Origin of the sequence: Paenibacillus sp. J2TS4 (assembly GCF_018403245.1) — a bacterium.
Classification (GTDB): Bacteria; Bacillota; Bacilli; order Paenibacillales; family NBRC-103111; genus Paenibacillus_L.
Window position 1 is genome coordinate 477,179 of record NZ_BOSH01000003.1, and the last position, 24,840, is coordinate 502,018.

A 24,840-nucleotide genomic window follows, 5' to 3' on the forward strand; every position below is an offset into this window, starting at 1 on the left:
TTATTGAAGGGGGTTTCCAATAGATGATTAGTACCAGTAATATTAGCTTGCGGTACGGAAGTCGAGCACTCTTTGAAGATGTGAATATTAAGTTTACGCCGGGCAACTGTTACGGGTTGATCGGCGCGAACGGAGCGGGCAAATCGACGTTTCTTAAAATTTTATCCGGGGAAATCGAGCCGGGCAGCGGAGAAGTTCATGTGACACCGGGTGAACGTGTCGCTGTTTTGAAGCAGAACCATTTTGAATACGATGAATTTGAAGTGTTAAAGACAGTCATTATGGGGCATACCCGGCTATATGAAATTATGGAAGAGAAGGACGCGCTGTACGCGAAGCCTGATTTTTCCGATGAAGACGGAATGAAAGCGGCCGAGCTGGAAGGCGAATTCCAGGAGCTGAACGGCTGGGAAGCGGAGTCGGATGCGGCAGAAATGCTGATGGGACTTGGCATACCCAAGGAGCTCCACGATCAGAAAATGAAGGAGCTGAGCGGGAACGAGAAGGTTCGAGTGCTTCTGGCGCAGGCTTTGTTCGGCCATCCGCAGATCTTACTTCTGGATGAGCCCACCAACCACTTGGATCTGGAATCGATTCGCTGGCTGCAGAAGTTTCTGGACGGATACGAAGGCACCGTCATTGTTGTCTCTCACGACAGACATTTTCTAAATGAAGTTTGTACTCACATTGCCGACATTGATTTCGGCAAAATTCAAATGTACGTCGGTAACTATGACTTTTGGTATGAGTCCAGTCAATTGGCGTTGAGGCTGGCTAGAGAGGCGAACAAGAAGGTGGAGGAAAAGCGGAAGGAACTGGAAGCCTTCATTCAGCGCTTTAGCGCCAACGCTTCGAAATCGAAGCAGGCAACCTCCAGAAAGAAGCTGCTGGAGAAGCTGACGCTGGAGGACATCAGGCCTTCTTCGCGGAAATATCCATACATTCATTTCAAACCGGAGCGGGAAGCGGGCAAGCAGCTGCTAATGGTGGAAGATCTCTCCAAGAAGGTTGAAGGCGAGCTTGTGCTGAACAAGGTGAACTTTGTTGTAAACAAAGGGGATAAAATCGCTTTGGTCGGACCTTACGGCAATGCCAAGACGGCATTGTTCCAGATATTGATGGGAGAAGTCGAGGCGGATGAAGGCAGCTACACTTGGGGAGTAACGACTTCACAGGCCTATTTCCCCAAGGAAAACTCGAGCTATTTCGAGAACGATCTGACCTTGGTAGACTGGCTTAGACAGTTCTCCAAGGAGCAGGACGAATCTTTCATTCGTGGATTCCTCGGAAGGATGCTCTTCTCCGGAGAAGAAGCGATGAAGAAATCGAGCGTCTTGTCCGGTGGCGAGAAGGTTCGCTGTATGTTCTCCAAGATGATGCTGTCGGGCTCGAACGTCCTGCTGATGGACGAACCGACGAACCATCTCGATCTGGAGTCGATTACCGCACTGAATAACGGTCTGATTGATTTTGAAGGAACGCTGATCTTTGTCTCTCATGACCATCAGTTTATCCAAACGATCGCGAACCGGATTATTGAAATTACCCCTAACGGCATCATCGACAAGCAGATGTCATATGAGGAGTATTTGGATCATCCGGACGTGAAAAAGCAGCGGGAACAGCTGCTCGGCAGTTAATCCCGCTACCAGGGCGGTTCAACCACCCCGGGAGTATGAGGGGCTGTCCCATGAGGACAGCAAAGGATGAACCAGTCCCAGAATAAAAAAGAAAAGCCTCCAAAACCACCTAGGAAGTGGGGATGGGGGCTTCTGTTTAGATTGAGCTTCTGCCAGAAGTGGGGGCTTTGAAAATCATAAACTGACTTTTGGGACATTTTTGTGTAAGAAATCCCCTCCGGTTCGAAAGGGGGTTCTGGCAAGCTTATAGCTATGAGCAGTCATCCCTTGAATTGAACCCGATGATAAGATGAAGCTGGTCTGCCACCGCTCACACGAAACAAGGAGGACAGGGGGCGGATAAGAGAAAGTGCCGTCATGGAGCAGGTTCTGCTCCCTTTACGACAGTTCGCCTGCAAATGTGCAGTCGATGAGAAACCTTTACGCCTTTTTGGCTAGATCTACTGCAAATGTGCAGTAGATTCTTCCATTTAGGCCGAAAAAGGGATGAACCTAAAGATTTGACTGTACAATCGCAGTCGATGGATGGAAAAGGGCGATTTCCGCTCAAAACGACTGCACTATTGCAGTCGATTGTCAGCAGAGAGTCTAATCTGCGATGGAGCATGTTCTGAATCTATGACGTACGAAGTGCTTTCACTGCGCCAACCTTCGGTTGTAGTCCTGCAGCGCATTCCATTATACCGAACCTGCATGGCAGCACACTTCATCATCGCATCCCACTTAGGCAGTATCTCACCTATGGTTTACGTTTGTCCATCATTCATTCATAAAGACTCTGTCAGAATAATCGTTATCGGTCAATTTCGACGGCAAACGCAGGCTTTCTTGATCAGAGATCAAGGACGCCGCAGGCGTTTATCCTTACATTATAGGATTTAGGAATACACTTCAAAGGCCACACGTCAGCTTTGTGGGATTATTATAATGATCCATGGATTCATTGAACCTTCGCCGGGAGCCCGTGGCATGGTTAGAAGATGAACAGGACGTGACCGTTAAGACTCAATCACGTCATACGCTGTTCCGGGCAGATAGAAGCATCGCCCTAGCTTCCACCTGTCCGGCGCCGCTGGTTATTTACTTTTTTGGTCATCTGACTTTTCATTTTTTGATTGGAATTCGGACCGAAGTCTTTATTTTTGTTTTGGTCCTGGGCTTGCTTTTTTTGTGCCAGCTTGTTGCGTACGGCTTCCGCCAGGCTCATTTTTTTCGGCTCCGCGCTGGAGCCTGCAGCGTCTTGGGAGCTTTCCTGGTTTGGGGAATTAGTCGAGTCGGTCATGGTTTATTACCTTCCTTGTTAATTCGTCATTATAATACTTCTCGAAATTATTGTAATCATTTTACGCTTAACGATCAACCATTAGATTCGCTGGATAGGTATTGATATAATAGGATGGAGTGGACCTTTAGTCATACAGGAAAGAATAAGGATTTGTCATGCCTTCACGTGGTGCTGTTTACTATACGGACATGTCGCACTCCAAGTGGATACGAGGATTGAAACCACTATCCCGGGCTACATGATTTCATGGCGTTTTCCATACGCGAGGGAAGTGCGAACCTCAAGCTCCCATGAAAATCCCGGGAGATTCGCACCGGCGTAACGACGCGGGTTTCGGGGATTTTACGGAATAAAATGACCAGATACAGCGCTTGAAAATGGGGATTCGCACTTTTGAGCTTGCGAGCCCTTGTGGTATGCTGGGTTTGAGACCCCGCAGTCGCATCCTACGTGGATGCGTGGATTGAAATCTCAGGTAAAGTTAAACAGCGCTCGGTATTTATAAGAGTCGCATCCTACGTGGATGCGTGGATTGAAATCAATCCGTGCTTTCAGCGCCTCAAGCAGCTTATCTTGGTCGCATCCTACGTGGATGCGTGGATTGAAATTATCATGAAATATGAAATGGAGAACTTACCTTGGGTCGCATCCTACGTGGATGCGTGGATTGAAATCTTCTTTGTCCAGTGTTTTCCGCCGCCTTTTTTACCAAGTCGCATCCTACGTGGATGCGTGGATTGAAATGTAGACGATCCGCAGTTTGAAATGGATCTGATGCAGGAGTCGCACTCCATGTGAGTGTTGATTGAAAATCAGCATGGGATTTATGATTTTATGGCGTTTTCCATACGCAAGGAAAGTGCGAACCTCAAGCTCCCATGAAAATCCCGGGAGATTCGCACCTGCGTAACCGTGCGGGTTTTAAGCATTCTTCTGGAAAAAGTCACCTGAAAAGATGCACGAAAATTGGGATTCGCACTTTTGAGCTTGCGAACCCTTGTGGTATGCTAGGTTTGAGACCCCGCTGTCGCATCCTATGTGGATGCGTGGATTGAAATATAAAACCGACATGCTTTTGTGCAGCTCCACGTAAGTCAGTCGCATCCTATGTGGATGCGTGGATTGAAATCGATCATATGGTATCCAGTGATTACATGGAAAAGTCGCATCCTATGTGTATGCGTGGATTGAAACGCAGGAATAGGGCTGCTGAATTGTCGGCATTAAAGATATAAAGCTCATGGAAAGCCTTCGGAGGCACTTTCCTTTGGACGAACGACAGCTTTCTTTAGTGCCCTATATACATAGTAATCAAATTTTAGGAGGAACCTTAAATGGAAAAGTCTATTTTTGATTTAGTTGTCAACGGTGCAGACGGACAGCCGATTTCAATGGACAAGTATAAAGGACGGGTGCTGCTCATCGTCAACGTCGCCTCTCAATGCGGATTTACACCACAATACGAAGCGCTGGAGAAGCTGCACCGTGCCTACAAGGAACGGGGATTGACCGTGCTGGCGTTTCCTTCCAATGATTTCGGCGGACAGGAGCCGGGGTCGATGGATGAAATTGTGCAGTTCTGCCGGACCAAGTATGATGTAACCTTCGATGTAATGGAGAAAGTGCATGCGATAGGGGACCAGAAGCATCCGCTGTTCCAATGGCTGACGGCCCATTCAGATTCGCAAGAGGAAGTTCAATGGAATTTTGAGAAATTCCTTATTTCGCGGGACGGCCAGTTGATCGCCCGTTACGGCAGCCGGACAAGTCCGGATGACGCGGACCTTGTATCCGATGTGGAAGCAGCCCTGTAAAGAGGTAGAGGCCATTGTTCGATCCGACTATCTATGAAAATATAAAGGTCGTTCTTGAAGGCACGGTCTATGATTATGATTTATCCGGACGAATGACGGTCATTGGGCGCAGTGACCGGGTAGATCTGTCGTTAATGTCCCGGACGTATGGGGTGAGATTTGCGCAGAGTGGCGGCGGTGAGGACGAGTTCGCCGAAATGGAGCTGCACGCCGGTACGGCTGATCTGGCCGCGGAAATTATGGAGCTGGAAAACATCAAGCCAGGCTGCGGGATTATCCTCCGATTTTATAAAAGGGTGAGGAATCCTGATGAGGTTTGCCAGCAAATCAAGCATCGGCTGGAGGAACTGTGGGGAATAGAGTACCCGGTGACCCAAACGCTCTCCTATGTTCATGGAGAGGTTCCCAAGACCTATTGGAATGAGATCAAGATAGATTTTGCCCGAAAATTCGGGGAGGAAGTGGCGGAGGACATTCCTCGATTAGTAGAGAACACTCTGCTTACTCTCCGCAGCTTGCAAGAGCTTTGATGATTTACGGTGTGGAACAATGATAAAGCAAAGATGAAGCCGTGATGAAGGAACAGTCCGGTAAGGAAGACCGATGAAGGAGGGCCGAACGTGTACCACAGAGATTATTTAATGCGTCTCATCGGTCAGATGACCCAGATGCTTGGCCGGTTGGCGGGCTTAAGAAAAGAGCAGAAGGCCGATCAGGCCGAGGCCATTATGGAGGAGTGGCTGGGCCGCTCTCTCGGTATAAGCCTAAAGCTGATTCGTGCGTTGTCCTACCAGGACCTGATCAAGCTGTTGACCAGCGGCAACGGCGTGGATACAGACAAGCTGCTGATTGTCGCTCGGCTCGTACGGGAGGATGGCGAGTTGACCGAATCGGTTCAAGGGCGGGACGCTGCCTATCCTATGTACGTCAAGTCGCTTATGTTGTTGTTTGCGGCCCGCGGACTCGGGATTACCCAAACCGATTACATGGATCTGGTTGCAGAAACCGATGGGCTGCTGGACAAGCTGGCTCCCTATTCATTGGAAAAGGATTGCTTGCATGAAATCTGCCGGTACTGCCTGCAGATGGAGCGATATTCGGACGCCGAGGACTGGCTGTTCGAATGGATTGGTCAGGATGCGCACGGCGAGGCGATTCAATTTGGTCACAAGATGTATGAACGGCTTCTGCAGCTATCGGACGCAGAGCTCCAGCAAGGACGCTTGCCGAGGGAAGAAATACGGGAGGCGCAGCAGGAGCTTAAGGCTCTGGAGGAACAACAGCCCGCAGAGGGCAGGAGAAGCTCTGGTGCGGAAGCATCCGGCCTTTCGCAGATTGACCATGGGGAGCGTAACCGTGATTGAATTGACAGAGGAAGACCTGATTAGAAAGGTAGGAGAGCGAGAAGGGGAATTTGCTGTTCTGGTGTATACTCCACTATGCGGGACGTGCAAGCTGGCTCTTAGAATGTTCGGCATCGTCTCCGAAGCTATACCGGGGATGGCTGTCTACCAATGCAATATTAACTTTGCTCCCATGGCCGTACGCACCTGGAATTTGACGACCGTACCGAGCGTATTGTTGTTTAACGAGGGTCAATTAATCGACCGGCTTAACCGGATTCAATCGGTGGATGCCCTGTTCCGATTTTTTAAACGAGAAACCAACGGGGACACTTAATATTGTCATGAAAGGGGCAAAATCGCATGTCGGATACTTATCAAGTAGGAGAGATTGTGCAGGCGGAGTATAAGACGGGGAAATACGTCGGCAAGATAGTGGAATGGAATCCGAATGGCTCCAAGGCGGCGGTTCAAGTGCTGGCCGTGCTTAATCATCCGATGCAGGGCAACCTGCATCATCCGATGAATCCCGATGTCTCATACTTTCATCAAAGACGGGCTCTGGCGAATCAAGAAATTGCCTTGATGCCGCTCGAGACTTTACAAGCCTATTCCGGGCCTATTCCCGAGTATGAGGCCTCTTTGAAGGAAGCGTTACGAGCGGATATAGAAGCGTTAACCAAATCTATTCGTTTTTCCGAAAAATGTTTGTCAGAGCTACATGCTCTGCAAAAAGAATATTTTCCCGAACAAGCCTAGGCTATCATTAGCCGCCAAAACCTGGAGCCGAGAATCGTTGCGATTCCCAGCTTCGGGCTTTGTTCCTATCGTATTTGAATTACTTCATGAAGGCTTAGTCCGTAAACATTTGAGTCCAGAAGACGTTGGAGCCTTCAATGTAGCCGACTCCGATATATGCAAAATTTTCCGAGACAATATTAGACAGATGACCAGGGCTGTGTTCCCACCCTGTGACTACTTCTTCCGGAGTCGGGTAGCCCATAGCGATATTTTCCCCGGCCGCATTGAAGGAGATTCCGAAGGACTTCATCATGTCAAACGGGCTGCCGTAGGTAGGCGAGGAATGGTCGAAATAATCTTTATCGCTCATATCCTTGGATTTCTCGCGGGCTACTTGGCTCAATTCGACATGAAGACCTAGAGGGATTCCGGCTTTATGCCTTTCTCTGACGCTGTTCGTCAGGAAAAAAGCGTCAAGCTCTTCTTCGTGAAGCTGCTTAATATCCCCTTGTAAAGGGTAATGGGGAAAGGAAAGCGCTGGCTCCGAAGATGGGCCTCCCGATTTCAAGTCGGCGGTCAAGGTCGCTTCATCCCAGCTTACGGAGAAGCCTAACAACTCTCCGCTGGCCCGCAGCGGAATCATCGTCCGCCCCTCCAGAAGGATCGCCGGGATATCCAGCTGTACTACTTGCGAAGAGTCCGTTCCGTTCGAAGCTTGAATATATCTGGAATCCAGCATGATTTCGACAGTGCTTTGATTCAGAGTGGCTACAGCGGATTGGCTCTTATTATTCCACTTCACTTCTGCCCCCATAGCTTCCAGCACCTGCCTGAGGGGGACAAGTACTCTGCCCTCCACGCGAGTCGGCTGCATGTCAGGGAAGGACACGGATTGACCGTTGACATTAATCGTTATTTTGTCTGCTGCGGCTGCGGCCGTATTTCCTGTAACAAATAGCGCAGCCATAAGCCATAAGGCTAACCAGCCATGGAATTTGGATATAAATAGTTTCATGCTGTCCTCCTCCTTCATCTGTCACTAAGATTGTCCTAAACCGTTTCGATTAAGCTATCCTTATGACTGTGTCTAGTTAACCTTATTGTGAAGAGGAGATTACACTTGCCTTAGTCTAACTCCGCCAACAGTTCCTTGTAGGCCGCCTCCGCCCATGGATGTAGGACCTTCAAGGTGTCTCTCCTGTCCCAGAGAAACTCCAGGTAAACAAGAGCCGCATGAGAGGGTGATCGGTCCAACTGCTTGAGCAGATGATCGAGATAGGGAGGCGTTCCGCTCTGGTCCCATTCGATCTTGTCGGCTACGAATACGATTCGATCCAGCAGCGAGGAGCTCTTTTTCAAGGTGGTATGACATTCCACTGCGCTAAGAATCGGTTCGGCTGTAATCCGGAATAACTCCCTGGCCATGACTCGCGATATTTTCTGATGAATGATCATAGGGAATTTCTCTTCTTCCGGAAGCACCTCGATCCCCAACTGTCTTGAAACCTCAATCCGTTCATCATTAGGGAAGATAGCGCTTACATCATGAAGATAGCCAGCCGCTTCCGCTTGATCTGCGTCAGCTCCGAATCTGATCGCGAGCTCCCTTGCTTTTTTACCGACACGAATCGAGTGCTCTGCAGTTATGGGCCGCTGATGACGGGTTAGAAAAAGAGATACATCCTCCTCAAGACAGCCGGAAAGCTCTACATCGTCATACGGTTTAAGGACAGGGTTCATCACTTTCCTCCTAGTCATTGATAATATAGTGGGTGGTCCTTATTCAGAAATGTTTGTTAATCCCCCCTCTTTCTCTATTAAATTTGTTTGAAAATGGTAGAACAACTCAAGCGAATATGGAAATGAATGGTTCGCTCTTACCCTTATCTTATCACGATCCTCGGTCTGTGGGTGTAAAAACTATTTTTAGTTACAAGTTTTTTTACTTTTTGGAACCATTACTAGCATGATTCATTCTACATGTATAAATTTCCATGTTTGTCATTTCTGAAAGTTTGCTATTTTTCAACAAAAATGCTGTAAAGCGAGATATAGAGATTTTTGCAGCCTTAACGAGACTTTATTAGCGAGGGAAAAGGAATCTGTGGAAGGATGTGAAAACAGAAAGGGAATCCAAAGAAGCTCGCGAGCAATATATCCCCAATATATTCCATGTGGATTAGTTTGCTGAACGGAATATTAGAACGGCTGTCGGCGGGCTGTAAGAAGCAAGCGGCCGTAACAGGCCCGAAGGAGGAATCAGAATGTCTTCCAGCGTCAGTTGGACGAAAGTCCATGCTTCGATGAAGCAGGTATTATCCGACTTTGTCCCGGTTATTCGCTCCTGGACGGTAACAGAATATAATCAACTGCTTGATCCGTTCGAAACGCATTACAGCGAAAATTATGCTCCGGCCAATGCGGCGGTCATTTTATCTGCTGTCTATCGGAATGAGCGCCAACCGGAACTGTTGGAGCAGTGCCTCGCTATGGTGAGGAGATCGGTCGAATTACTGCGGGACCGTGAAGGGGTATCGCCTTTTTGCCGGGTTTTTCTGTATCATTACAGTCTGATGGCACTGTTGCAGCTTCCTGAATCAGAGCGCCAATCATGCCAACTGGAGTTCGGCAACTTCTATGCGGAGTATGCAGACGATTGCATGCAGGTCAATACGAATTGCGCCGCTCTGCAATGGGGAATGGAATTATTCACCGACAGCCTTGGCTACCGGCCAGCGGATTCCGCCAAGCTGGATAACCTGCTCTCGATGGTCGAGCTCGCTCAGCTCCCGAGTCATTTTATCAATGATGAATTGACTCATGAACGAACCTCGCTTGACGGGATGCCCATTGCCTATCATCTGTTTACGGTATTTATTCTGGCGGGTACGCTGATTACGATAGAGCGGTGGAAGCCGGAGCATAATCATTTCAGAGAGCGGGCCGAGACGATCATCCGTCGCGGGATGCAATGGATCCTTCGGACGCTGGCTGCTGACGGAACCTTGGCGATGACAGAACGAAGCAGCTATCAAATGTTCACCTGGGGAGCAGGGGTGGCGCTGCTTGGCATCACTAATCTGAAGGAAAGCTCTATTTTTGGCAAAAGTTGGGATTTTTGGTTAAAATACAAGAAGGAAGACGGAAGCTACAGCTGCACTCCTAACTATTTGCCCCACGGACTGAGAACCGGCTTCGAATCCTATACCCACGTCAACATGTACAACAATCTGGCGATGACAGGGATCGCATTGGCCGATGTCTGGCTTTCCCGGGGAGGAGGGGGACTCACCCCAGAATTGAGCTGCTTGGAGGTTCCGGAAGAGGACCAGTTCCTGGACGCCGACAGCGGCTATGCCTTCATTAAGCGCCGCGGACAGTTTATGGGCTGCACACTTCGTATGCACAATCGGAAATATGTGCCGGCCATGCAAGGATTTCATTACCGGCTTGACGGAGTGATGCTTCCGCTAGCCGAACCCAGATTGCTGGGCTACCAAGCCAAGGATCAGAGATATCTCAGTGACGGCTTATGGGAGGGGCTCATGCTCGAGGACGAGCAAGGGCAGTACGTTTATCCGGATACGCAGCAGAATGTGGAAGCGGAGCTGCTGGAGAACGGAATCCGGTTAATATGGGAAACGGAGTCATTGGCCTGCGAGAAGGAACTCCTCATGCGAGACAGAGAATTCGCATGGAAATATAAGCTTCGATTGAAGCGTTCGTTCGTCTCCTGCCAGCAAATGCTCCCTTTGCTTATTCATGATGGGAAGAACGAGCTAAGAATACAGCCGGTATCGGACCAGCAATTGTCGCTTTCCTTCGGGGGACAGCAATCCAGGCTCACCTGCGAAGGAGCTGTTCAAATCGGGATCAGCCTAACGAGAAGCTTGATGTCAGTCTCTGGGGCAGCCGCTCTAGCCTATGTCACCATACCGGGCCCTTATACGGCGGATTCGGAGATTGAATGGGAGACTCGGCTTATCGCGAACTAGCCATCCGTACATTAACATGATGGTCAAGATGACCCGGGAATCTGTCCAACAACTGAACATTTAGTGAATCTTTTGCTATAATCATTGACATTGGAAAGAGTGGAGGCGGACAATGGGATAGTGTGTTAAGGGTTGGTAAGATTTGCTGATTTAAACTTCATATGAGGTGACTGAATTTGAGAAGTAAATCCATGCTTGTAATTTTAGCGATTGTAGTAGTGGCTCTCTGCCTAACCCTTATTAAGATCGAAGTATCTCCGCCTGCCAAAACCAGAGTAATATTAGAGCATACTTATAAGACTTACATTGCTCCAGTTTGTTTTGAACAGGCGAAGGTAACGAATAATTTGGGGGATTCCACCTTGGGCAAAGCTCTCGAGTTGAAATATCAACCGGAGTCGGCTTGTACGGAGGAAGCACTGAGCAAGGATAAAATGAAGCTGCTTGACGCGCTGCTCGTCAAAGCCGGACTGAAGACCAGCAAGTGGAGCTGGTAAGCTCGCGGTCTGTCAGGTCCGGAAGGGGCTGTCCCACAAGTTTCTTTGCTGTGGGACAGCCCCTTCATTTGCGCTAAAAGCTGCAGGCTCTTTACCCTATCGAGAACCGTATCGTTCACTCATGAAGCGCCAGATGAATTAGTCCATGTCACGCACATCGAGGACTTGTCCGTTAGGGAAGGAATCTCCCTTAAGCACCTTTAACAGCTTGGCGGCCGCCACCTCAGGGGAAAACAGCAGTCCTTGCTCTTTAAAATCGATAAATCGCTGACGCTGCTTGAAATCTTCCTCCTTGGAAGCACGAATTTCCGCCTGCATGTCCGTGTCTACGACTCCGGGAGCAACCGAAACAATTTGGACACCATGCTCCAACTCCTCCTGCTCGGCCCCGACACATCTTGTAAAATGATCCAATCCCGCTTTAGAGGTACAATATCCGCTCCAGCCATAATAGGCTTTTTTGCCAGCTCCGGATGAAATGTTCAACACTCGCTTTTCCGCTTTGAGATGACGGGTCGCCCTAATGAAGCTGGACGTAATAATCATCGGCGCGATCAAGTTGATGCGAATGTTACTTGCGATCAGAGTGCTATCATTATTTTCCACAGGACCAACCGGCTGAAGAACTCCCGCATTGTTAATCAAATACAGCGAATCCATCTTGCTGAGATCTATCGATTTGAATAGAGTTTCCAGCCGTTCCTCCAACCGGTCGACTTCATTGAGATCGATCTCCACCCAATCGAGCTTGGCTTGCTTCTCTATAGCTTCGGTGGTCAACGCCTCGTTACGGCCTCTGGACAAGCAGATCAGATGATGGTGCGGCTCCAGCAATTGGCGGGCCAAAGCTTCTCCCAACCCTCTGGAAGCTCCCGTAATCATAATGGCTTTCAACGCAAGTCCCCCTATCAGTTGTAATGTATTACCAGTGTATCAAATTCCCGCGGGCAGGGCTATGGAAGGGATAATGAAGGAACAACGGCAGATGGGTCTGACCATTCCCATGCCAGCGCCGCAACGCGCGCAGGGAGAGGCGCCCGTAGAAAAGTGGGAGGCATGCGAAGCTATATAAATTGAACTTATGATTGAATAGCTCATAAAGTGGAGAAAGAAAGATGCTTCCAGGGCGAGTTTTGGCTTTGTATTCCTACCATCCGAAGGCCCATCAAATAGATAAGGAGCTCGGTTTGGTTTGGGGTCCCCGAAAAGTAACTGGAATCGCTTCGAAGCTTATCCTCACTTTTTGGGGAAATAGTTTAGATGTTTGAAGCTTCGGAGGCACTTTTCTTCGGAACGGAATGAGAGCTATTCTTTAGTTCAACATATATAGTCAGGGACAGGCTAGGGTATGAGCAGAGAGATATGAGATATCTGATTGCACGTGTTGGGGATAATCGAAGATATCCGGGAGATCTGAACAAAGATATGTAAGACAGAAGCGCCATTGTAACGCCTCTGTTCTTGCCCATTAGTCAAATTCAAACCGGTAGAGCTCGTTATAATATAGATAAGGAACTTTACGGAATTTAAAAGCCATCATAATTCCGGATTCATCCACTTGTACCGAATGTAAGGCTTTGGATGGAATGAGGCTGCGAACTAGAACATTCAGCAACTTATTATCGTTGCGGTGGATGGCTTGCACAATCTTTGCTGCAAAGCAGCGATTTTTGGCGATTTCCCGATATAGAGGAAGAACGGCTTTCGCGATTGCTCTGTGAACGGGGGTGCTGAAGGTAAACTGGACATGCCCCGGTCGGATTGAAGTGGAATTGACATATTCGTAAATAGGAGCTTTGACATTGAACCCTACCATATAGCCGATACCGTTGGTGGAGAGAGAAGCTGTTTTTCTTGTAACAGGAGTCGCTTTATGGAACATTATATCCAAGCGGTCCAGATCGGCTTTGCGTACAGCCGCGGACCAGCGTTTGGCAAAACAACGGTCGGTAACAATTTTACAATAAAAAGGGATCATGCTGGCGGTAACCCTTCTCAGAAGCGGAACGGTGACATACCGATTCCGTCTAGAGCTGAGTTTACGTCGTCTCATAGTCGGACCTCCCTGTACTTGTGACATACACCGCTTCTACAGCATATGTCGGCCAAGGTCATCAGCACACGGTACTTGCCCAGGCTGATGGTTAACAAACCATTTTTTACGCGGGAAGTTCTTCTTCTTTTCGCTTATGTGCATTGGGAGAGTTTACGACATAATAGAAGTTTTTTTAGCGTGTAAATAAAAGCGGGGAGGGGATCAGCCAGCTTTGTCAGATCCGTGAATGCAGGGAAAAGCCGACTAGTTTGGGGGTTTTATTGTGATCAGTATGGTCAAACTTGAAAAGCATTGCGCGCAGTTTCCTTGCAGCCGTGACGTTGCGGCCATTGACATGCAAGAAAGCATGTCAGTGGCCGAGAAACCGGTAAACATCGCGGAAGACGTGCAAAAATGCATGTCAATCGCCAAGAAACCGGTAAATATCGTAGAAGACATGCAAAAATACATGTCGTTCCCCACCAAAACTGGAAAATCGGTCAAATCGCTAAATTCAAATGCATATTTGCTTGTCCTTCGTTGAAATCAACTAAATTCCACCCAAAGACCTGCATTTTTGCATGCTCCCGTCACAAAGTAAAGCAGGAGACTATACCCCAGGTGCGCACCCCAAGCTCAAATGAAAACCCCGGGAGATTCGCACCGACCTATCGACGCGGTTTCGGGGATTTTACGGAAAAAATCGACCTGATACCGCACTCGAAAATGGGGATTCGCACTTCCAGACTCGCGAGCCCTTGTGGTATGCTAGGTTTGAGACCCCGCAGTCGCATCCTACATGGATGCGTGGATTGAAATACCAAGCCCACATTAGGCCAATAAAAAAATAAATTGGGTCGCATCCTACATGGATGCGTGGATTGAAATCACGCGATACGTATGGTTTTGTATCCGGGTCGCATCCCACGTGGATGCGTTGATTGAAATACACCGAACACTGTAACCTTCGCTGGGCTGAAGCATGTCGCTCCTCACACCGCCTTGTCTTAACGAGCCATCCGCTCATTGTCGCTTCTTACGTAGGAGCGCGGATAAGCAATTTCAATTGCGGCAGCCCCCTCTAAGTTCTCTTTTTACATATAAAAGTGGTACAGAAAAAGTGATCGATATTGGTACTTATCATTGTCCCATCGCCATGGTAATTTACTAGTACAACCATGGATTGGAGAGATTGAAATGTTATCCGATATCATATTAACAGGCTCCAGAGTTAAGCTGATGCCTCTCGATTTATCGCATGTGGCCCCGTTGTTTTCAGCCGGACAAGATCCGAATATATGGACTTACCTCCCACATAATGTAAGAACACTTAATGATATGGAAGTGCTAGTACAAGAAGCTCTCAAGGAGAAAGAATCTGGGATTCAATACCCTTTTACAGTGATCGATTTACAAAGCAACCGAATCATCGGCAGTACCCGATTGTTGAATCTATCGGAGAGCAATAGGAATGTTGAAATTGGCTGGACCTGGTACTCCTCCGCTGTATGGAGAACCTGCGTAAATACGGAGTGCAAGTATTTGCTGCTTCAGTACTGTTTTGAGGAACTTAATCTGGTTAGAGTGCAATTTAAAGCCGACGTACGAAATGAGAGATCGAATAAAGCGATTAACAGAATTGGAGCCGTTCATGAAGGGACGATGAGGCTGGACCGGATTCTTCCAGACGGGTATATACGAAGTTCGAATCTTTACAGCATTATTAATACGGAATGGAACAGCATCAAACACAAATTTGAAAAAGAGTTATTAAGAGGAATTTAATGGGTTCACATAGAATTAAGTGTATAATATCTTCTAACAAACTGGCGAGGATCGAAAAACAGTGAAACGGATCAATCAGTTAATTAAAGACATCGAGCGTAATGGGTATGAGGGGATAGGGAAGCCTGAACCGCTATGGGGGGATTTTTATCCGGCTATTGTATTGGAGTCGGCGCATTGATGAAACCAACTGGCTAGTCTACCGCTTGGGAAACGGAACCATCGAATTTTATGCTTTTCGTACCCATTATGGCGATAAATAAATCCCTGCAGCCTGCACCGATCTCCTCTGGCCGTCTGATTGTGTCGATAAGACGAACACAAGTGAACGCCGCAAATCCCTGTCATGGGCCGCGGGGCTTATTCTCGCTCCATATGATATTTCTCAAATTTCAAACCAATGGAAGAGCACAGCGGCACTGAGCATTCCTGTAAGTTCTATTTCCTATACTCAATTTCTAATACTGCATCTTTCAATGGCTACAAAACCTCAGGCTCGCACATGCTGGTGTAAAAAACAGATTTCAAATTAGGCACATGACGAGCCCCCTCTACACTGTACACATCAAAAACATCTTCACCATCCTAATCCAGCTGGATCAAATGAATTGCCTGCAAGAATAATGGTTTCTTGCTTACATCTCCTTGCCGTGCCATACCGAAACGAATTGGAGAGCCTGACAGGATACGCAGGTTGAAAACCAGTGGCCTTTGGCTGCATCTATAATTTCACGGTCGCTCTCCGGTACGTAAGCGTTAAAGTGCGAACCTCAAGCTCCCATGAAAATCCCGAGACATTCGCACCTGCGTAACCGTGCGGGTTTTAAGCATTTCACTGGAAAAATCGACCTGAAAAGATGCTCGAAAATGGGGATTCGCACTTTCAGGCTCGCGAGCCCTTGTGGTATCTAGGATTGGAGACCCCGTAGTCGCATCCTACGTGGATGCGTGGATTGAAATGACGGGATGGATCAAGTCAAGAAGAAATGGATGTCCCAAAGTCGCATCCTACATGGATGCGTGGATCGAAATGGATAAGGCGCTCTTTTTATGAGGGCGTCATCTTTGTTGCATCCTACGTGGATTGAAACTGGGAATGAACAGATTAGCATGGCATTGACACCGACAATCATATAATGGTGAAAATGGTTTAAGGGGGCAGCAAGGAAGTGGGCATTCTAAGCGATATAGATGAGCAAATCCATCGTCTGACCACTACCCTTTTTCAACGACAAGAGTCAAACGGGTCTTGGCATTTTTGCTTTGAGAATGGAATGACGATTGATGCATATGTGATCATTCTTCTCCGAACGTTGAATATTCAGAACGAAGCTCTTATTCGCCGACTGCATGATCGCATCCTCGCAGAGCAGCAGCCCGAAGGCTGTTGGAAATTGTTTCGAGATGAAGAAGAGGGTAACTTGTCTGCATCGGTTGAAGCCTACTATGCCTTGCTTTATTCCGGGTATAGCCGGTTAACGGATGAACCTGTTCGGCGAGCCAAGCTTTTTATACAGTCCAAGGGTGGTTTGCAAAAAGTGAATAGCCTCTTGACCCAAGTCATTCTTGCAGCTACTGGACAAAGTAAATGGCCTGACTCCATCGTAGCGATTCCGCTGGAGGTATTGCTTCTCCCTACCTTTTTTCCAATTAACTTCTTTGAGTTTTCAGGGTATTCAAGAGTTCACTTGGCGCCAGTCTTGATTATGGCCGATCGGAATTTTTCTATAAAGACAGTTCATACTCCCGAACTATATGATCTTAACGTCCATCGAATGGACACCGACGAACGGCCTTCCAGGACTTTTCAAGAGATGCTCGATAGTATACAGTCCGGAATTAATAAACTTCTAGGTACTCCTCAATATATCCATCAAGTCGCAACAACTAAGGCGGAACAGTTCATTGTGCAGCGGATTGAATCGGACGGAACTCTATACAGCTATGCCAGCAGTACTATCCTGATGATCTTTGCCCTTCTTGCCCTCGGGTATCCTAAGCAGCATCCTCTCATTACTCATGCCGTTCAAGGCATAATAGCTATGCGCTGCAGCTCAAGCCGCAAAACGACAATTCAAAATTCACCCTCTACCGTTTGGGATACTGCATTGCTGGCCTACGCGCTGCAGGAGGCCGGGGTTGCTAATAACCATTTGGCGATTCGTAAAGCATCCGCTTACCTGCTATCTAGACAGCATCATAAACCAGGAGATTGGATCATCCATAATCCCAATACGGTCCCGGGGGGATGGGGATTTTCAGAAACCAATACGATCAATCCGGACGTAGATGACACAACTGCAGCTTTGCGTGTGATCCAAGGCATATCCCGCACCGATTCATCCTACAAGGAAGCGCGGAATCGTGGGCTCAATTGGGTTCTATCCATGCAAAATAATGACGGGGGCTGGCCGGCCTTCGAAAAAAATACAAACAATGAAATGCTCACCTGGCTTGCCATAGACGGCGCCAAATCTGCAGCTATTGACCCCTCCGAGGCCGATCTGACCGGACGCACGTTGGAGTATCTCGGGAATTTTGCAGGGCTTCGGACCCGGCACGAATTCATCAAAAGCGCGACCTACTGGCTCATTAATCATCAGGAGCAGGATGGTTCGTGGTACGGCAGATGGGGAATCTGCTACATTTATGGTACGTGGGCTGCTTTGACGGGTTTGAAGGCCGTTGGCCTCTCCACCCAGCATGAAACGATACAAAAAGGAGCCAGATGGCTCTTAAGTATCCAAAACCCTGACGGAGGCTGGGGGGAATCCTGCAGAAGTGACCGGCTTCTAGTCTATGTGCCTCTAGGAGAAAGCACACCTTCCCAAACCGCCTGGGCATTGGATGCACTCATCGCTGTTCATTCGCAGCCAACCGTTGCAATGAATAGAGGGGTCTACAGACTTATCGCTTCGCTGCAAGAAGACAAGTGGACGACCTCTTATCCGACTGGTGCCGGTCTCCCGGGCAACTTTTATGTCCACTACCACAGCTATCGGTACATCTGGCCGCTCCTTGCGCTTGGTCACTACAGAAAAAAATATGGAAATTGAACCACTAAAGCTACAAATTCAATTTACTCCTTTAAAAAGGCGGAGGGTACGGTGGGTAGCTCGAGATTACTAGACACGGCAGACCCGCTAAAGTTTCGAACTCATAAGGTTTTCAGATCAATTAGTATTGAAATCAACGTCTAAAATGTTTTACGAGGAGAGAAATCTCGAAGGTTGGGAGAAGCCAGATTAGTTCAGATGCAGGCAATCGCTTGAGCATGAACAAATGCGCAAAATGATGCCAGGCTTAGGCGTGTAATTGACAATTGTGCTGTTGAAGAAACAGGGAAATCTCTTCATACAGCGTCGACCTATCCTCTTCATAAAAAACAGCGATTTCCATGCCATAGGCATAATTGAACCGCATGTATCCGCCCAACGCCTGTAAAAAAATTTGGCAGGTATGCTCATTCTCAAAAACCAGGTCCGGTTGAAAACGTTCCTTGCACAGCCGGGCCAGAGCGGGCATGGACAAACCGCCCTCCCGGTAAGTGAACAGGAAGAAGGCGTGCCTCCTCGTATCATTCCACGGTTCGAAAAACGCTGGAGCGAAATGGTTCTGTTTATACTCTTCACGATAAATGCGATCCAGGGTATGCGTAAACAGGTCCTCTCCGCATGGTTTTAGCGTGATCTTCTCGGCATGTCTCGGAAACCAAAGAACACCCTCTATTTGGGGATGAACAGCTAGAAAATCACCGTCTATCGAAGTGCCGATGCTCACGCATTGTCTGATTTGAGCCTGTGTAACGGGACACTCCTCATCATGCAGCCAGAAATCATATTCGGCAAATGGCTGCAAAACCTCCGAATCGGGCCGCGTAACGTTAACCCAGCCGCAATAAGTCCCCTCGCCATATTGGGTCAAAAAGAATCTATAGGATGGGGGAAGTTGCGTCCCCGTCTCTCTCTGAATAACGTCAAGCTCAATAGCAGGCACCTGAATCCTCTTATCCGATACGATGTACATCATGATCCACCTCTTTATGTTCAGCATTCCGCTTCGTTGTCCACACATTTAAAGATGTTTCTTTATTGTTTCTACTCCAATTTCGATTTTGTTGTTGAAGCCTTCCAGGGCTAGAGTTTCTGCTCGAAGATTCATACTACTGATTCGCCGTTCCCCTTGCTTTTCCTGTCCACAAATATGGCGATCTGTTGAAATGTCCAGTCCTGATGCATGAATCATTAGTGAAAGTATGGAGAATCTGTAATATTTAGGTATTAAATGAAGGATAAAGGAGAAATTTGGAGAATTATCCTAGGAATAGGGTCTCTTGGCCTATTTTATATCATGCTGAAATCCTGTTTTTATCTAGTATAGGCTGCGGGTCTAAGGAACTGTTCTGGTATGTTAAAAGGAGGAAGACCGTGAGTTATATTGCACATATTCGTGAAAGAGATGGAGCAATTCAGACGGTACAAGAACATTTGGATGAGGTATCGAAGCTAAGCGCAAGGCTTGGGGACAAGATAGGTGTACGACATTTGGCAGGACTTGCCGGTTGTTACATGATTTGGGCAAGAACAGCGAAGCTTTTAAAAATTACATCCAGGAAGCTGTTGCTAATCCGAATAATCCGCCCCGAAGGGGGAGCGTGGATCATTCAACTGCAGGAGGCAAACTCATCTATCAATTATTTCACGAAGGGGATAGCTCTGCGCTTGATCAACTGACAGCGGAGTGGATCAGCATGTGTATTCTTTCGCATCATGGCGGATTAAGGGATTTTATTTCCCCCGATATAGCCTCACCTTATTTAGAACGCGTTAAGTTTAAGGAAATTCCGGAATTTGAGCATGCTGTAGCGACTTTTTTCAAGCAACAGATCGGGTGGGATGAACTGGAGAACTATTTTAATCAGGCTGCGCGTGAGGTGGAAGCGATTGTAACGCAGAGGCAGCAGCAGAAGCTGCAAGTCATTACGTTCTCTTTTATCCTAAAGTACATATTTAGCTGTTTAATCGATGCGGATCGAACCAATACTCGAATATTCGAGGAGGAAAATGAGGAACCGCCGGAGTCTCCTATGAACAGCACTGTTTTATTCAAGAAATGTTATGCTGCATTAATGGATAAGATAGATTCCTATCGTACCGGGGAGGATGCCCATCACCCGATAAACCTTCTTCGCAGCAAGATGTCGGATCAATGTGAAGCAGCGGCTTATAAGCCGCCGGGAATGTACACTCTGTCTATCCCGACCGGGGGCGGCAAAACTTTGGCGAGTTTACGATATGCTCTCAAGCACGCCATTGAATATGGGAAAGAACGAATTATCTACATCGTTCCGTACACAACGATAATTGAACAAAATGCAGAAGATATCAGAAAGATCCTCGGAAACGAAATTCATATTCTGGAGCATCATTCGAACGTAATTGAAGAGCAAGAAGAAGAGGAAGAAGCATACGATCAGAACAAGAAGAAACTAAAATTGGCCAAAGATAATTGGGACAATCCTATTATTTTTACGACTATGGTGCAATTCCTGAACGTATTCTTCGCAAGAGGGACCCGAAATGTACGGCGATTACATAATCTCGCTAACTCGGTTCTCATATTTGATGAAGTTCAGTCGGTTCCTGTCCAATGCATTTCCTTATTTAATGAAGCGCTCAACTTCCTTAGTCATTACGGCCGCTCGAGCATTGTGCTATGTACAGCTACCCAGCCGGCGCTGGACTTTGTGGAGAATAAACTGAAAATTCCAACCGACGCGGAAATCATTCAAGACCTGGAGCTCGTCACGGATTGTTTTAAAAGAGTAAAGATTGTGGATAACACCACTCCTGACGGATATAATGCGAATGAATTGAAAGCGCTCATCCTGACGGAAATGGAGAAGGTTGACAGTCTGCTGGTAATTCTCAATACGAAACAGGCAGTGCGCAAACTGTACACGCAATTAAATGACAAAGCTGAACGGGAACATCATCGGTATGAAATGTTTCATCTAAGTACGGGCATGTGCCCGGCCCATCGGAAGGAGATTCTCGAAGAAGTACGGAAAAATCTTGCAACGGGGGGCAGAAGAGTTATTTGTGTAAGCACGCAATTGATTGAGGCGGGTGTGGACATTAGCTTTCAATGTGTGGTTCGTTCGTTGGCGGGGCTGGATTCAATTGCCCAGGCGGCTGGAAGGTGTAATCGGCATGGCAAGGATGAGATCCGTAACGTCTATGTCATTAAGTCTGCGGATGAACAGTTGTCCAAACTGAAGGAAATAAGAATAGGGGCTGAGAAATCAGCGCGCATTTTGGATGAGTTTGAGCGCAAGCCGGATGAATTTGGCAACGACTTATTATCCCCTGAAGCGATGACGAAGTACTTCGAGTACTATTATACAGAAATTAAATATGACCTGAATTACCGGCTACCGGTCATTAATCAAGAGGCGTTTAAATTGCTTAGTTTAAATGAAGATAATGTCACTGCGCTGCAGCGTAAATCCGGAATGAACACACGGCTTATTAGCAAACAGTCCTTTGCTGCTGTGGAGAGATATTTTGAGGTTATTGATCAGCCGACAACTTCGGTACTCGTCCCATTCAACGATGAGGCGAATGAGATCATAGCCGACTTAAATGGAGAATTGGATAGCGAGCAGCTTACTTCTTTACTTAGAAGAGCCCAACAATATGTCATTAATATTTATACCCATGAACTCAAGCAATTGGATCAAGATAATAATATTAAATTACTGCTCCATGGCAATGTTTATGCATTGAAGGAAGTAGCGTATTCGAAAGAGATGGGGCTTGATCTCGAGGGGGAAGCCGGTTGGTCGTTGGAAATCATGTGATAAAAAACGGACCCAATAGAAATGGTATAATTTTCAATCTATGCTTAAAGCGATGATTTTAATTAAGCATATTAATCTATTTAAATAAAAAGATACTAACATATGGACTTTCTTTTACAGGAGGTGTTCCTTTGCGAAATCAGATTGAATTTGAAGTTTACGGAAACTATGCGCTATTTACCGACCCCTTGACCAAGATTGGCGGGGAGAAGATGTCCTACCAGATTCCAACCTACCAGAGCTTGAAAGGGATTGTAGAATCCATTTACTGGAAACCCACACTTATATGGTATATTGATGAAATTCGAGTTATGAACCCGATCCAAACCGAGTCGAAAGGAATTCGCCCGATTGAATACAGTGGAGGAAACACGTTAGCGTATTACACTTATTTACGCAATGTTCGCTATCAGGTAAGGGCTCATTTCGAGTTTAATCTTAATCGTGAAGAATTAGAATACGATCGGAACGAACACAAGCATCATAACATTGCCAAAAGAGCTGTGGCTGCTGGAGGAAGAAGAGATATCTTTCTAGGGGCGAGGGAATGTCAAGGATACGTTGATCCTGCTGTTTATGGCGAAGGAGAGGGCTTCTACGATCATTATGAGGGAGAAATCAGCTTCGGCGTTATGGTGCATGGTTTAAATTATCCCGATGAAACGGGGAAGAACATGCTGGAAACTCGCTTATGGCAGCCGGTGATGAGGCAGGGCGTCATTCAATTTATTCGTCCCGAGGAATGTACGTTAGTCCGTCCGATTGGGGAAATGTCGCCGAAAGCATTCGATTCATCTAATCTACAGTCTGTTCACGTGTTACATCAAGAGATGTTTGCGGAAAAGGGGTGATTAAGTGACTTGGCTGCGGCAACTATATCGAACGTATGAGAATAACGCTGAAGTGATCGGTGCATTTGAGAAAAAACATAACGATCAGGAATTTGCCCTTATTCCCGTGTCCCACACAACCCAACAAGCCCAGATTGAAGTTTTTTTGGACTCGGTCGGGAACTTCCTTTCTGCGAAGGTGGTGGACAAGAACGAGGCAAGCACCATAATCCCTTGTACAGAGGCTTCAAGCAGTCGAACGAGTGCACCTGTACCTCATCCGCTGCATGATAAGTTGATGTATGTAGCAGATGATTATTTTTTTAGCGGTACTATCAAGAAGACCAATCCCCACGAAGACTACCTAATACAGCTGAAAGCCTGGTGTGATTCGGAGTATGCTCACCCTAAAGTCAAGAGCGTATATGCCTATCTTAGCAAAGGGCGACTGGTTAAAGACCTGGTCGAGGCTAAAGTCTTGCATGTGGATGAGCAGAATCAATTCATCGAGAAATGCACCAAGGAACTGGAGGAACAGCATGGCTCTAGACCCGATATCTACAAAGCAGTGACATCCAATCAAAGCGATGCCTTTGTCCGGTTTGCCGTAAATGTTATCGGAGAACCAGAATCGAGACTTTGGCGAGACAAAACCGTGCATGAATCATTCATTCGATATTATGAAAGCACACTGCATACCAAAGATTTATGCTACATCTCGGGGGAGGAACGTCCGTCTACCGAAAGGCATGCATCGCGAATCAGGCACGCGGCAGATATGGCCAAATTAATCTCCGCCAACGATACGGGCGGCTTTACGTTTCGCGGCCGTTTTAAACAAAGCAAAGATGCAGCCTCGATCAGCTATGAAGTATCTCAAAAGGCGCATAATGCTCTCAAATGGCTTGTGGACAAGCAAGGATATACGATTGACGGCAAGGTTTTCCTCGTATGGGGAACCGACAATCTGGAAGTTCCTGATCCGCACCTAGATACGACATCCCTTCTTATTTACGATGAAGCCGAACAAGCGGTGGTCGGGGACCGGGCTCACCAAGCTTATGCCCATCAAGTCAGTCTGGCGATTGCGCCTACACGGGAGCAAGTCCGGCATTGATGGGGTGCTTGTGCCAAAAGAAATATTGCCCTGACTTTTATGACGAGAAATGGAAATTACTTGGCGAGAGAGAGTGGTGAAACAAGAGGAAATGTCGTTCTAAGAAAGGAACAATTCCGCATCTCTGATGATGAACAGAGAAGTGCAGCAACTGCAAGGAATTTCATTCTCGGTAAAATATACAACAGCAAGTGGATCCTAGAACGCGCGACAAGAGATCATCCGCTTCGAGTCGATGTGCCTAAGATGAAGTCGGTTTCCACGTCGTTGTCCGAAACTATGTTGATGGTTCGAGATGTAGACGATTTGGAGCGGTTGAGAGGGTTGGAGGGGAATGCGGCAGCGCAGTATTACTCTGTATTTAACGATCTCATTCTTCAGCAAACCGATCATTTCATTTTTAAAGGCAGAAATAAGCGGCCACCGCTAGATAATGTGAATGCTTTATTATCTTTTGCATATACATTGCTCGCAAATGATTTAAAATCCGCGTTAGAAAATATCGGATTGGATCCATATGTAGGATTTCTGCATCGAGATCGCCCGGGAAGAGCCTCACTTGCTCTAGACATTATGGAGGAGTTACGGAGCGTTTATGCGGATCGTTTTGTTCTGTCTCTAATTAATAAGAAAACGATAAATCATAAAGGGTTCTATCGGAAGGAAAACGGTGCGGTCATCATGGATGATGATACGAGAAGAAGCGTCTTGGCTGCATGGCAAGAAAGAAAGCAGGAGAACATTCATCACCCCTACTTAAATCAGAAAATGGCTTGGGGACTTGTCCCGCATGCCCAGGCCTTGCTGCTCGCGAGGTATATTAGAGGGGATTTGGATGAGTATCCTCCTTTCTTATGGAAATAAGTTCGTTGAATGAAACCATATGGAGGTAGGTG

General features: G+C 47.1%; 22 protein-coding genes, 1 pseudogene and 1 CRISPR repeat array. Of the genes and pseudogenes, 17 read left to right on the plus strand and 6 right to left on the minus strand.

Going from position 1 to position 24,840, the window contains the following annotated elements; all coding sequences use genetic code 11:
- The first annotated feature begins 23 nt into the window (after nucleotides 1-23).
- A complete protein-coding gene (locus tag KJS69_RS09425) occupies nucleotides 24-1,640 on the plus strand; it encodes an ABC-F family ATP-binding cassette domain-containing protein (protein WP_213583468.1) in 1,617 nt (538 codons plus the stop codon).
- Nucleotides 1,641-2,688: 1,048 nt separating this feature from the next.
- Here KJS69_RS09425 and KJS69_RS09430 read toward each other — a convergent pair.
- A complete protein-coding gene (locus KJS69_RS09430) occupies nucleotides 2,689-2,922 on the minus strand; it encodes a hypothetical protein (RefSeq protein WP_213583469.1) in 234 nt (77 codons plus the stop codon).
- Nucleotides 2,923-3,363: 441 nt separating this feature from the next.
- A CRISPR array of direct repeats spans nucleotides 3,364-3,670; the repeat unit is 32 nt; unit sequence GTCGCATCCTACGTGGATGCGTGGATTGAAAT.
- Between the two features lie 589 nt (nucleotides 3,671-4,259).
- On the opposite strand from KJS69_RS09430, the gene KJS69_RS09435 reads away from it, so the two are divergent.
- The 5 genes from KJS69_RS09435 (at nucleotide 4,260) to kapB (ending at nucleotide 6,841) form a co-directional block, all read left to right on the plus strand.
- Nucleotides 4,260-4,739: a glutathione peroxidase gene (locus KJS69_RS09435; RefSeq protein WP_213583470.1), complete on the plus strand. Its 480-nt coding sequence runs from the start codon at nucleotides 4,260-4,262 to the stop codon at nucleotides 4,737-4,739.
- A gap of 14 nt (nucleotides 4,740-4,753) precedes the next feature.
- Complete coding sequence (locus tag KJS69_RS09440) at nucleotides 4,754-5,269, plus strand: hypothetical protein (RefSeq protein WP_213583471.1); 516 nt, start codon at nucleotides 4,754-4,756, stop codon at nucleotides 5,267-5,269.
- 90 nt (nucleotides 5,270-5,359) lie between these two features.
- Nucleotides 5,360-6,103, plus strand: a complete 744-nt coding sequence (locus KJS69_RS09445) for a DUF6483 family protein (protein WP_213583472.1) — start codon at nucleotides 5,360-5,362, stop codon at nucleotides 6,101-6,103.
- Nucleotides 6,096-6,419, plus strand: a complete 324-nt coding sequence (locus KJS69_RS09450) for a thioredoxin family protein (RefSeq protein WP_213583473.1) — start codon at nucleotides 6,096-6,098, stop codon at nucleotides 6,417-6,419. Before KJS69_RS09445 ends, KJS69_RS09450 begins: the two co-directional genes overlap by 8 nt.
- 26 nt (nucleotides 6,420-6,445) lie before the next feature.
- The gene (gene kapB / locus KJS69_RS09455) at nucleotides 6,446-6,841 is read left to right on the plus strand and encodes a kinase-associated lipoprotein B (RefSeq protein WP_213583474.1); all 396 of its coding nucleotides are present in this window, start codon (nucleotides 6,446-6,448) and stop codon (nucleotides 6,839-6,841) included.
- Nucleotides 6,842-6,935: 94 nt separating this feature from the next.
- Here the strand turns inward: kapB and KJS69_RS29650 are convergent, their stop codons facing one another.
- Together KJS69_RS29650 and yqeK are read right to left on the minus strand one after the other, a co-directional pair.
- Nucleotides 6,936-7,838 (minus strand): stalk domain-containing protein, encoded by a 903-nt coding sequence (locus tag KJS69_RS29650; RefSeq protein WP_249730444.1) that lies wholly within the window; start codon nucleotides 7,836-7,838, stop codon nucleotides 6,936-6,938.
- A gap of 110 nt (nucleotides 7,839-7,948) precedes the next feature.
- Complete coding sequence (gene yqeK / locus KJS69_RS09465) at nucleotides 7,949-8,563, minus strand: bis(5'-nucleosyl)-tetraphosphatase (symmetrical) YqeK (protein WP_213583475.1); 615 nt, start codon at nucleotides 8,561-8,563, stop codon at nucleotides 7,949-7,951.
- Nucleotides 8,564-9,087: 524 nt separating this feature from the next.
- Here yqeK and KJS69_RS09470 point away from each other — a divergent pair.
- A complete protein-coding gene (locus tag KJS69_RS09470) occupies nucleotides 9,088-10,818 on the plus strand; it encodes a hypothetical protein (RefSeq protein WP_213583476.1) in 1,731 nt (576 codons plus the stop codon).
- Nucleotides 10,819-11,009: 191 nt separating this feature from the next.
- Complete coding sequence (locus tag KJS69_RS09475; protein WP_213583477.1) at nucleotides 11,010-11,315, plus strand: hypothetical protein; 306 nt, start codon at nucleotides 11,010-11,012, stop codon at nucleotides 11,313-11,315.
- A 138-nt stretch (nucleotides 11,316-11,453) separates the two neighbouring features.
- Here the strand turns inward: KJS69_RS09475 and KJS69_RS09480 are convergent, their stop codons facing one another.
- Both KJS69_RS09480 and KJS69_RS09485 read right to left on the minus strand, forming a co-directional pair.
- The gene (locus KJS69_RS09480; RefSeq protein WP_213583478.1) at nucleotides 11,454-12,209 is read right to left on the minus strand and encodes a (S)-benzoin forming benzil reductase; all 756 of its coding nucleotides are present in this window, start codon (nucleotides 12,207-12,209) and stop codon (nucleotides 11,454-11,456) included.
- A 574-nt stretch (nucleotides 12,210-12,783) separates the two neighbouring features.
- Nucleotides 12,784-13,368 carry a hypothetical protein gene (locus KJS69_RS09485; protein ID WP_213583479.1) on the minus strand — a complete coding sequence of 195 codons (585 nt, stop codon included), beginning with the start codon at nucleotides 13,366-13,368 and terminating at the stop codon, nucleotides 12,784-12,786.
- Nucleotides 13,369-13,633: 265 nt separating this feature from the next.
- Between KJS69_RS09485 and KJS69_RS09490 the strand changes: the two genes are divergently transcribed.
- The 5 genes from KJS69_RS09490 (at nucleotide 13,634) to shc (ending at nucleotide 18,191) form a co-directional block, all read left to right on the plus strand.
- Nucleotides 13,634-13,894: a hypothetical protein gene (locus KJS69_RS09490; RefSeq protein WP_213583480.1), complete on the plus strand. Its 261-nt coding sequence runs from the start codon at nucleotides 13,634-13,636 to the stop codon at nucleotides 13,892-13,894.
- 653 nt (nucleotides 13,895-14,547) lie between these two features.
- Nucleotides 14,548-15,135, plus strand: a complete 588-nt coding sequence (locus KJS69_RS09495; RefSeq protein ID WP_213583481.1) for a GNAT family N-acetyltransferase — start codon at nucleotides 14,548-14,550, stop codon at nucleotides 15,133-15,135.
- Between the two features lie 61 nt (nucleotides 15,136-15,196).
- Nucleotides 15,197-15,316 carry a type II toxin-antitoxin system YoeB family toxin gene (locus KJS69_RS29950; protein ID WP_283777450.1) on the plus strand — a complete coding sequence of 40 codons (120 nt, stop codon included), beginning with the start codon at nucleotides 15,197-15,199 and terminating at the stop codon, nucleotides 15,314-15,316.
- Nucleotides 15,294-15,398, plus strand: coding sequence for a type II toxin-antitoxin system YoeB family toxin (locus tag KJS69_RS29955; protein WP_283777451.1), 105 nt, complete (start codon nucleotides 15,294-15,296; stop codon nucleotides 15,396-15,398). The genes KJS69_RS29950 and KJS69_RS29955 overlap by 23 nt, the downstream gene beginning before the upstream one ends.
- A gap of 912 nt (nucleotides 15,399-16,310) precedes the next feature.
- Nucleotides 16,311-18,191: a squalene--hopene cyclase gene (gene shc / locus KJS69_RS09505; RefSeq protein ID WP_374706625.1), complete on the plus strand. Its 1,881-nt coding sequence runs from the start codon at nucleotides 16,311-16,313 to the stop codon at nucleotides 18,189-18,191.
- A gap of 247 nt (nucleotides 18,192-18,438) precedes the next feature.
- Here shc and KJS69_RS09510 read toward each other — a convergent pair whose 3' ends face one another.
- Complete coding sequence (locus tag KJS69_RS09510) at nucleotides 18,439-19,164, minus strand: SMI1/KNR4 family protein (protein ID WP_249730445.1); 726 nt, start codon at nucleotides 19,162-19,164, stop codon at nucleotides 18,439-18,441.
- Nucleotides 19,165-19,708: 544 nt separating this feature from the next.
- Between KJS69_RS09510 and cas3 the strand changes: the two genes are divergently transcribed.
- From cas3 to cas1c, 4 genes and pseudogenes are all read left to right on the plus strand, one after another.
- Nucleotides 19,709-21,997 carry a CRISPR-associated helicase Cas3' gene (gene cas3 / locus KJS69_RS09515; RefSeq protein ID WP_306434405.1) on the plus strand — a complete coding sequence of 763 codons (2,289 nt, stop codon included), beginning with the start codon at nucleotides 19,709-19,711 and terminating at the stop codon, nucleotides 21,995-21,997.
- Nucleotides 21,998-22,128: 131 nt separating this feature from the next.
- Nucleotides 22,129-22,848, plus strand: a complete 720-nt coding sequence (gene cas5c / locus KJS69_RS09520) for a type I-C CRISPR-associated protein Cas5c (protein ID WP_213583483.1) — start codon at nucleotides 22,129-22,131, stop codon at nucleotides 22,846-22,848.
- 4 nt (nucleotides 22,849-22,852) lie between these two features.
- On the plus strand, nucleotides 22,853-23,944 hold the full coding sequence (locus tag KJS69_RS09525) for a type I-C CRISPR-associated protein Cas8c/Csd1 (protein ID WP_213583484.1): 1,092 nt from the start codon (nucleotides 22,853-22,855) through the stop codon (nucleotides 23,942-23,944).
- Nucleotides 23,920-24,808 (plus strand): annotated as a pseudogene (gene cas1c, locus KJS69_RS09530) (type I-C CRISPR-associated endonuclease Cas1c); the annotation flags it as partial. The gene KJS69_RS09525 and the pseudogene cas1c, both read left to right, overlap by 25 nt.
- Between the last annotated feature and the right edge of the window lie 32 nt (nucleotides 24,809-24,840).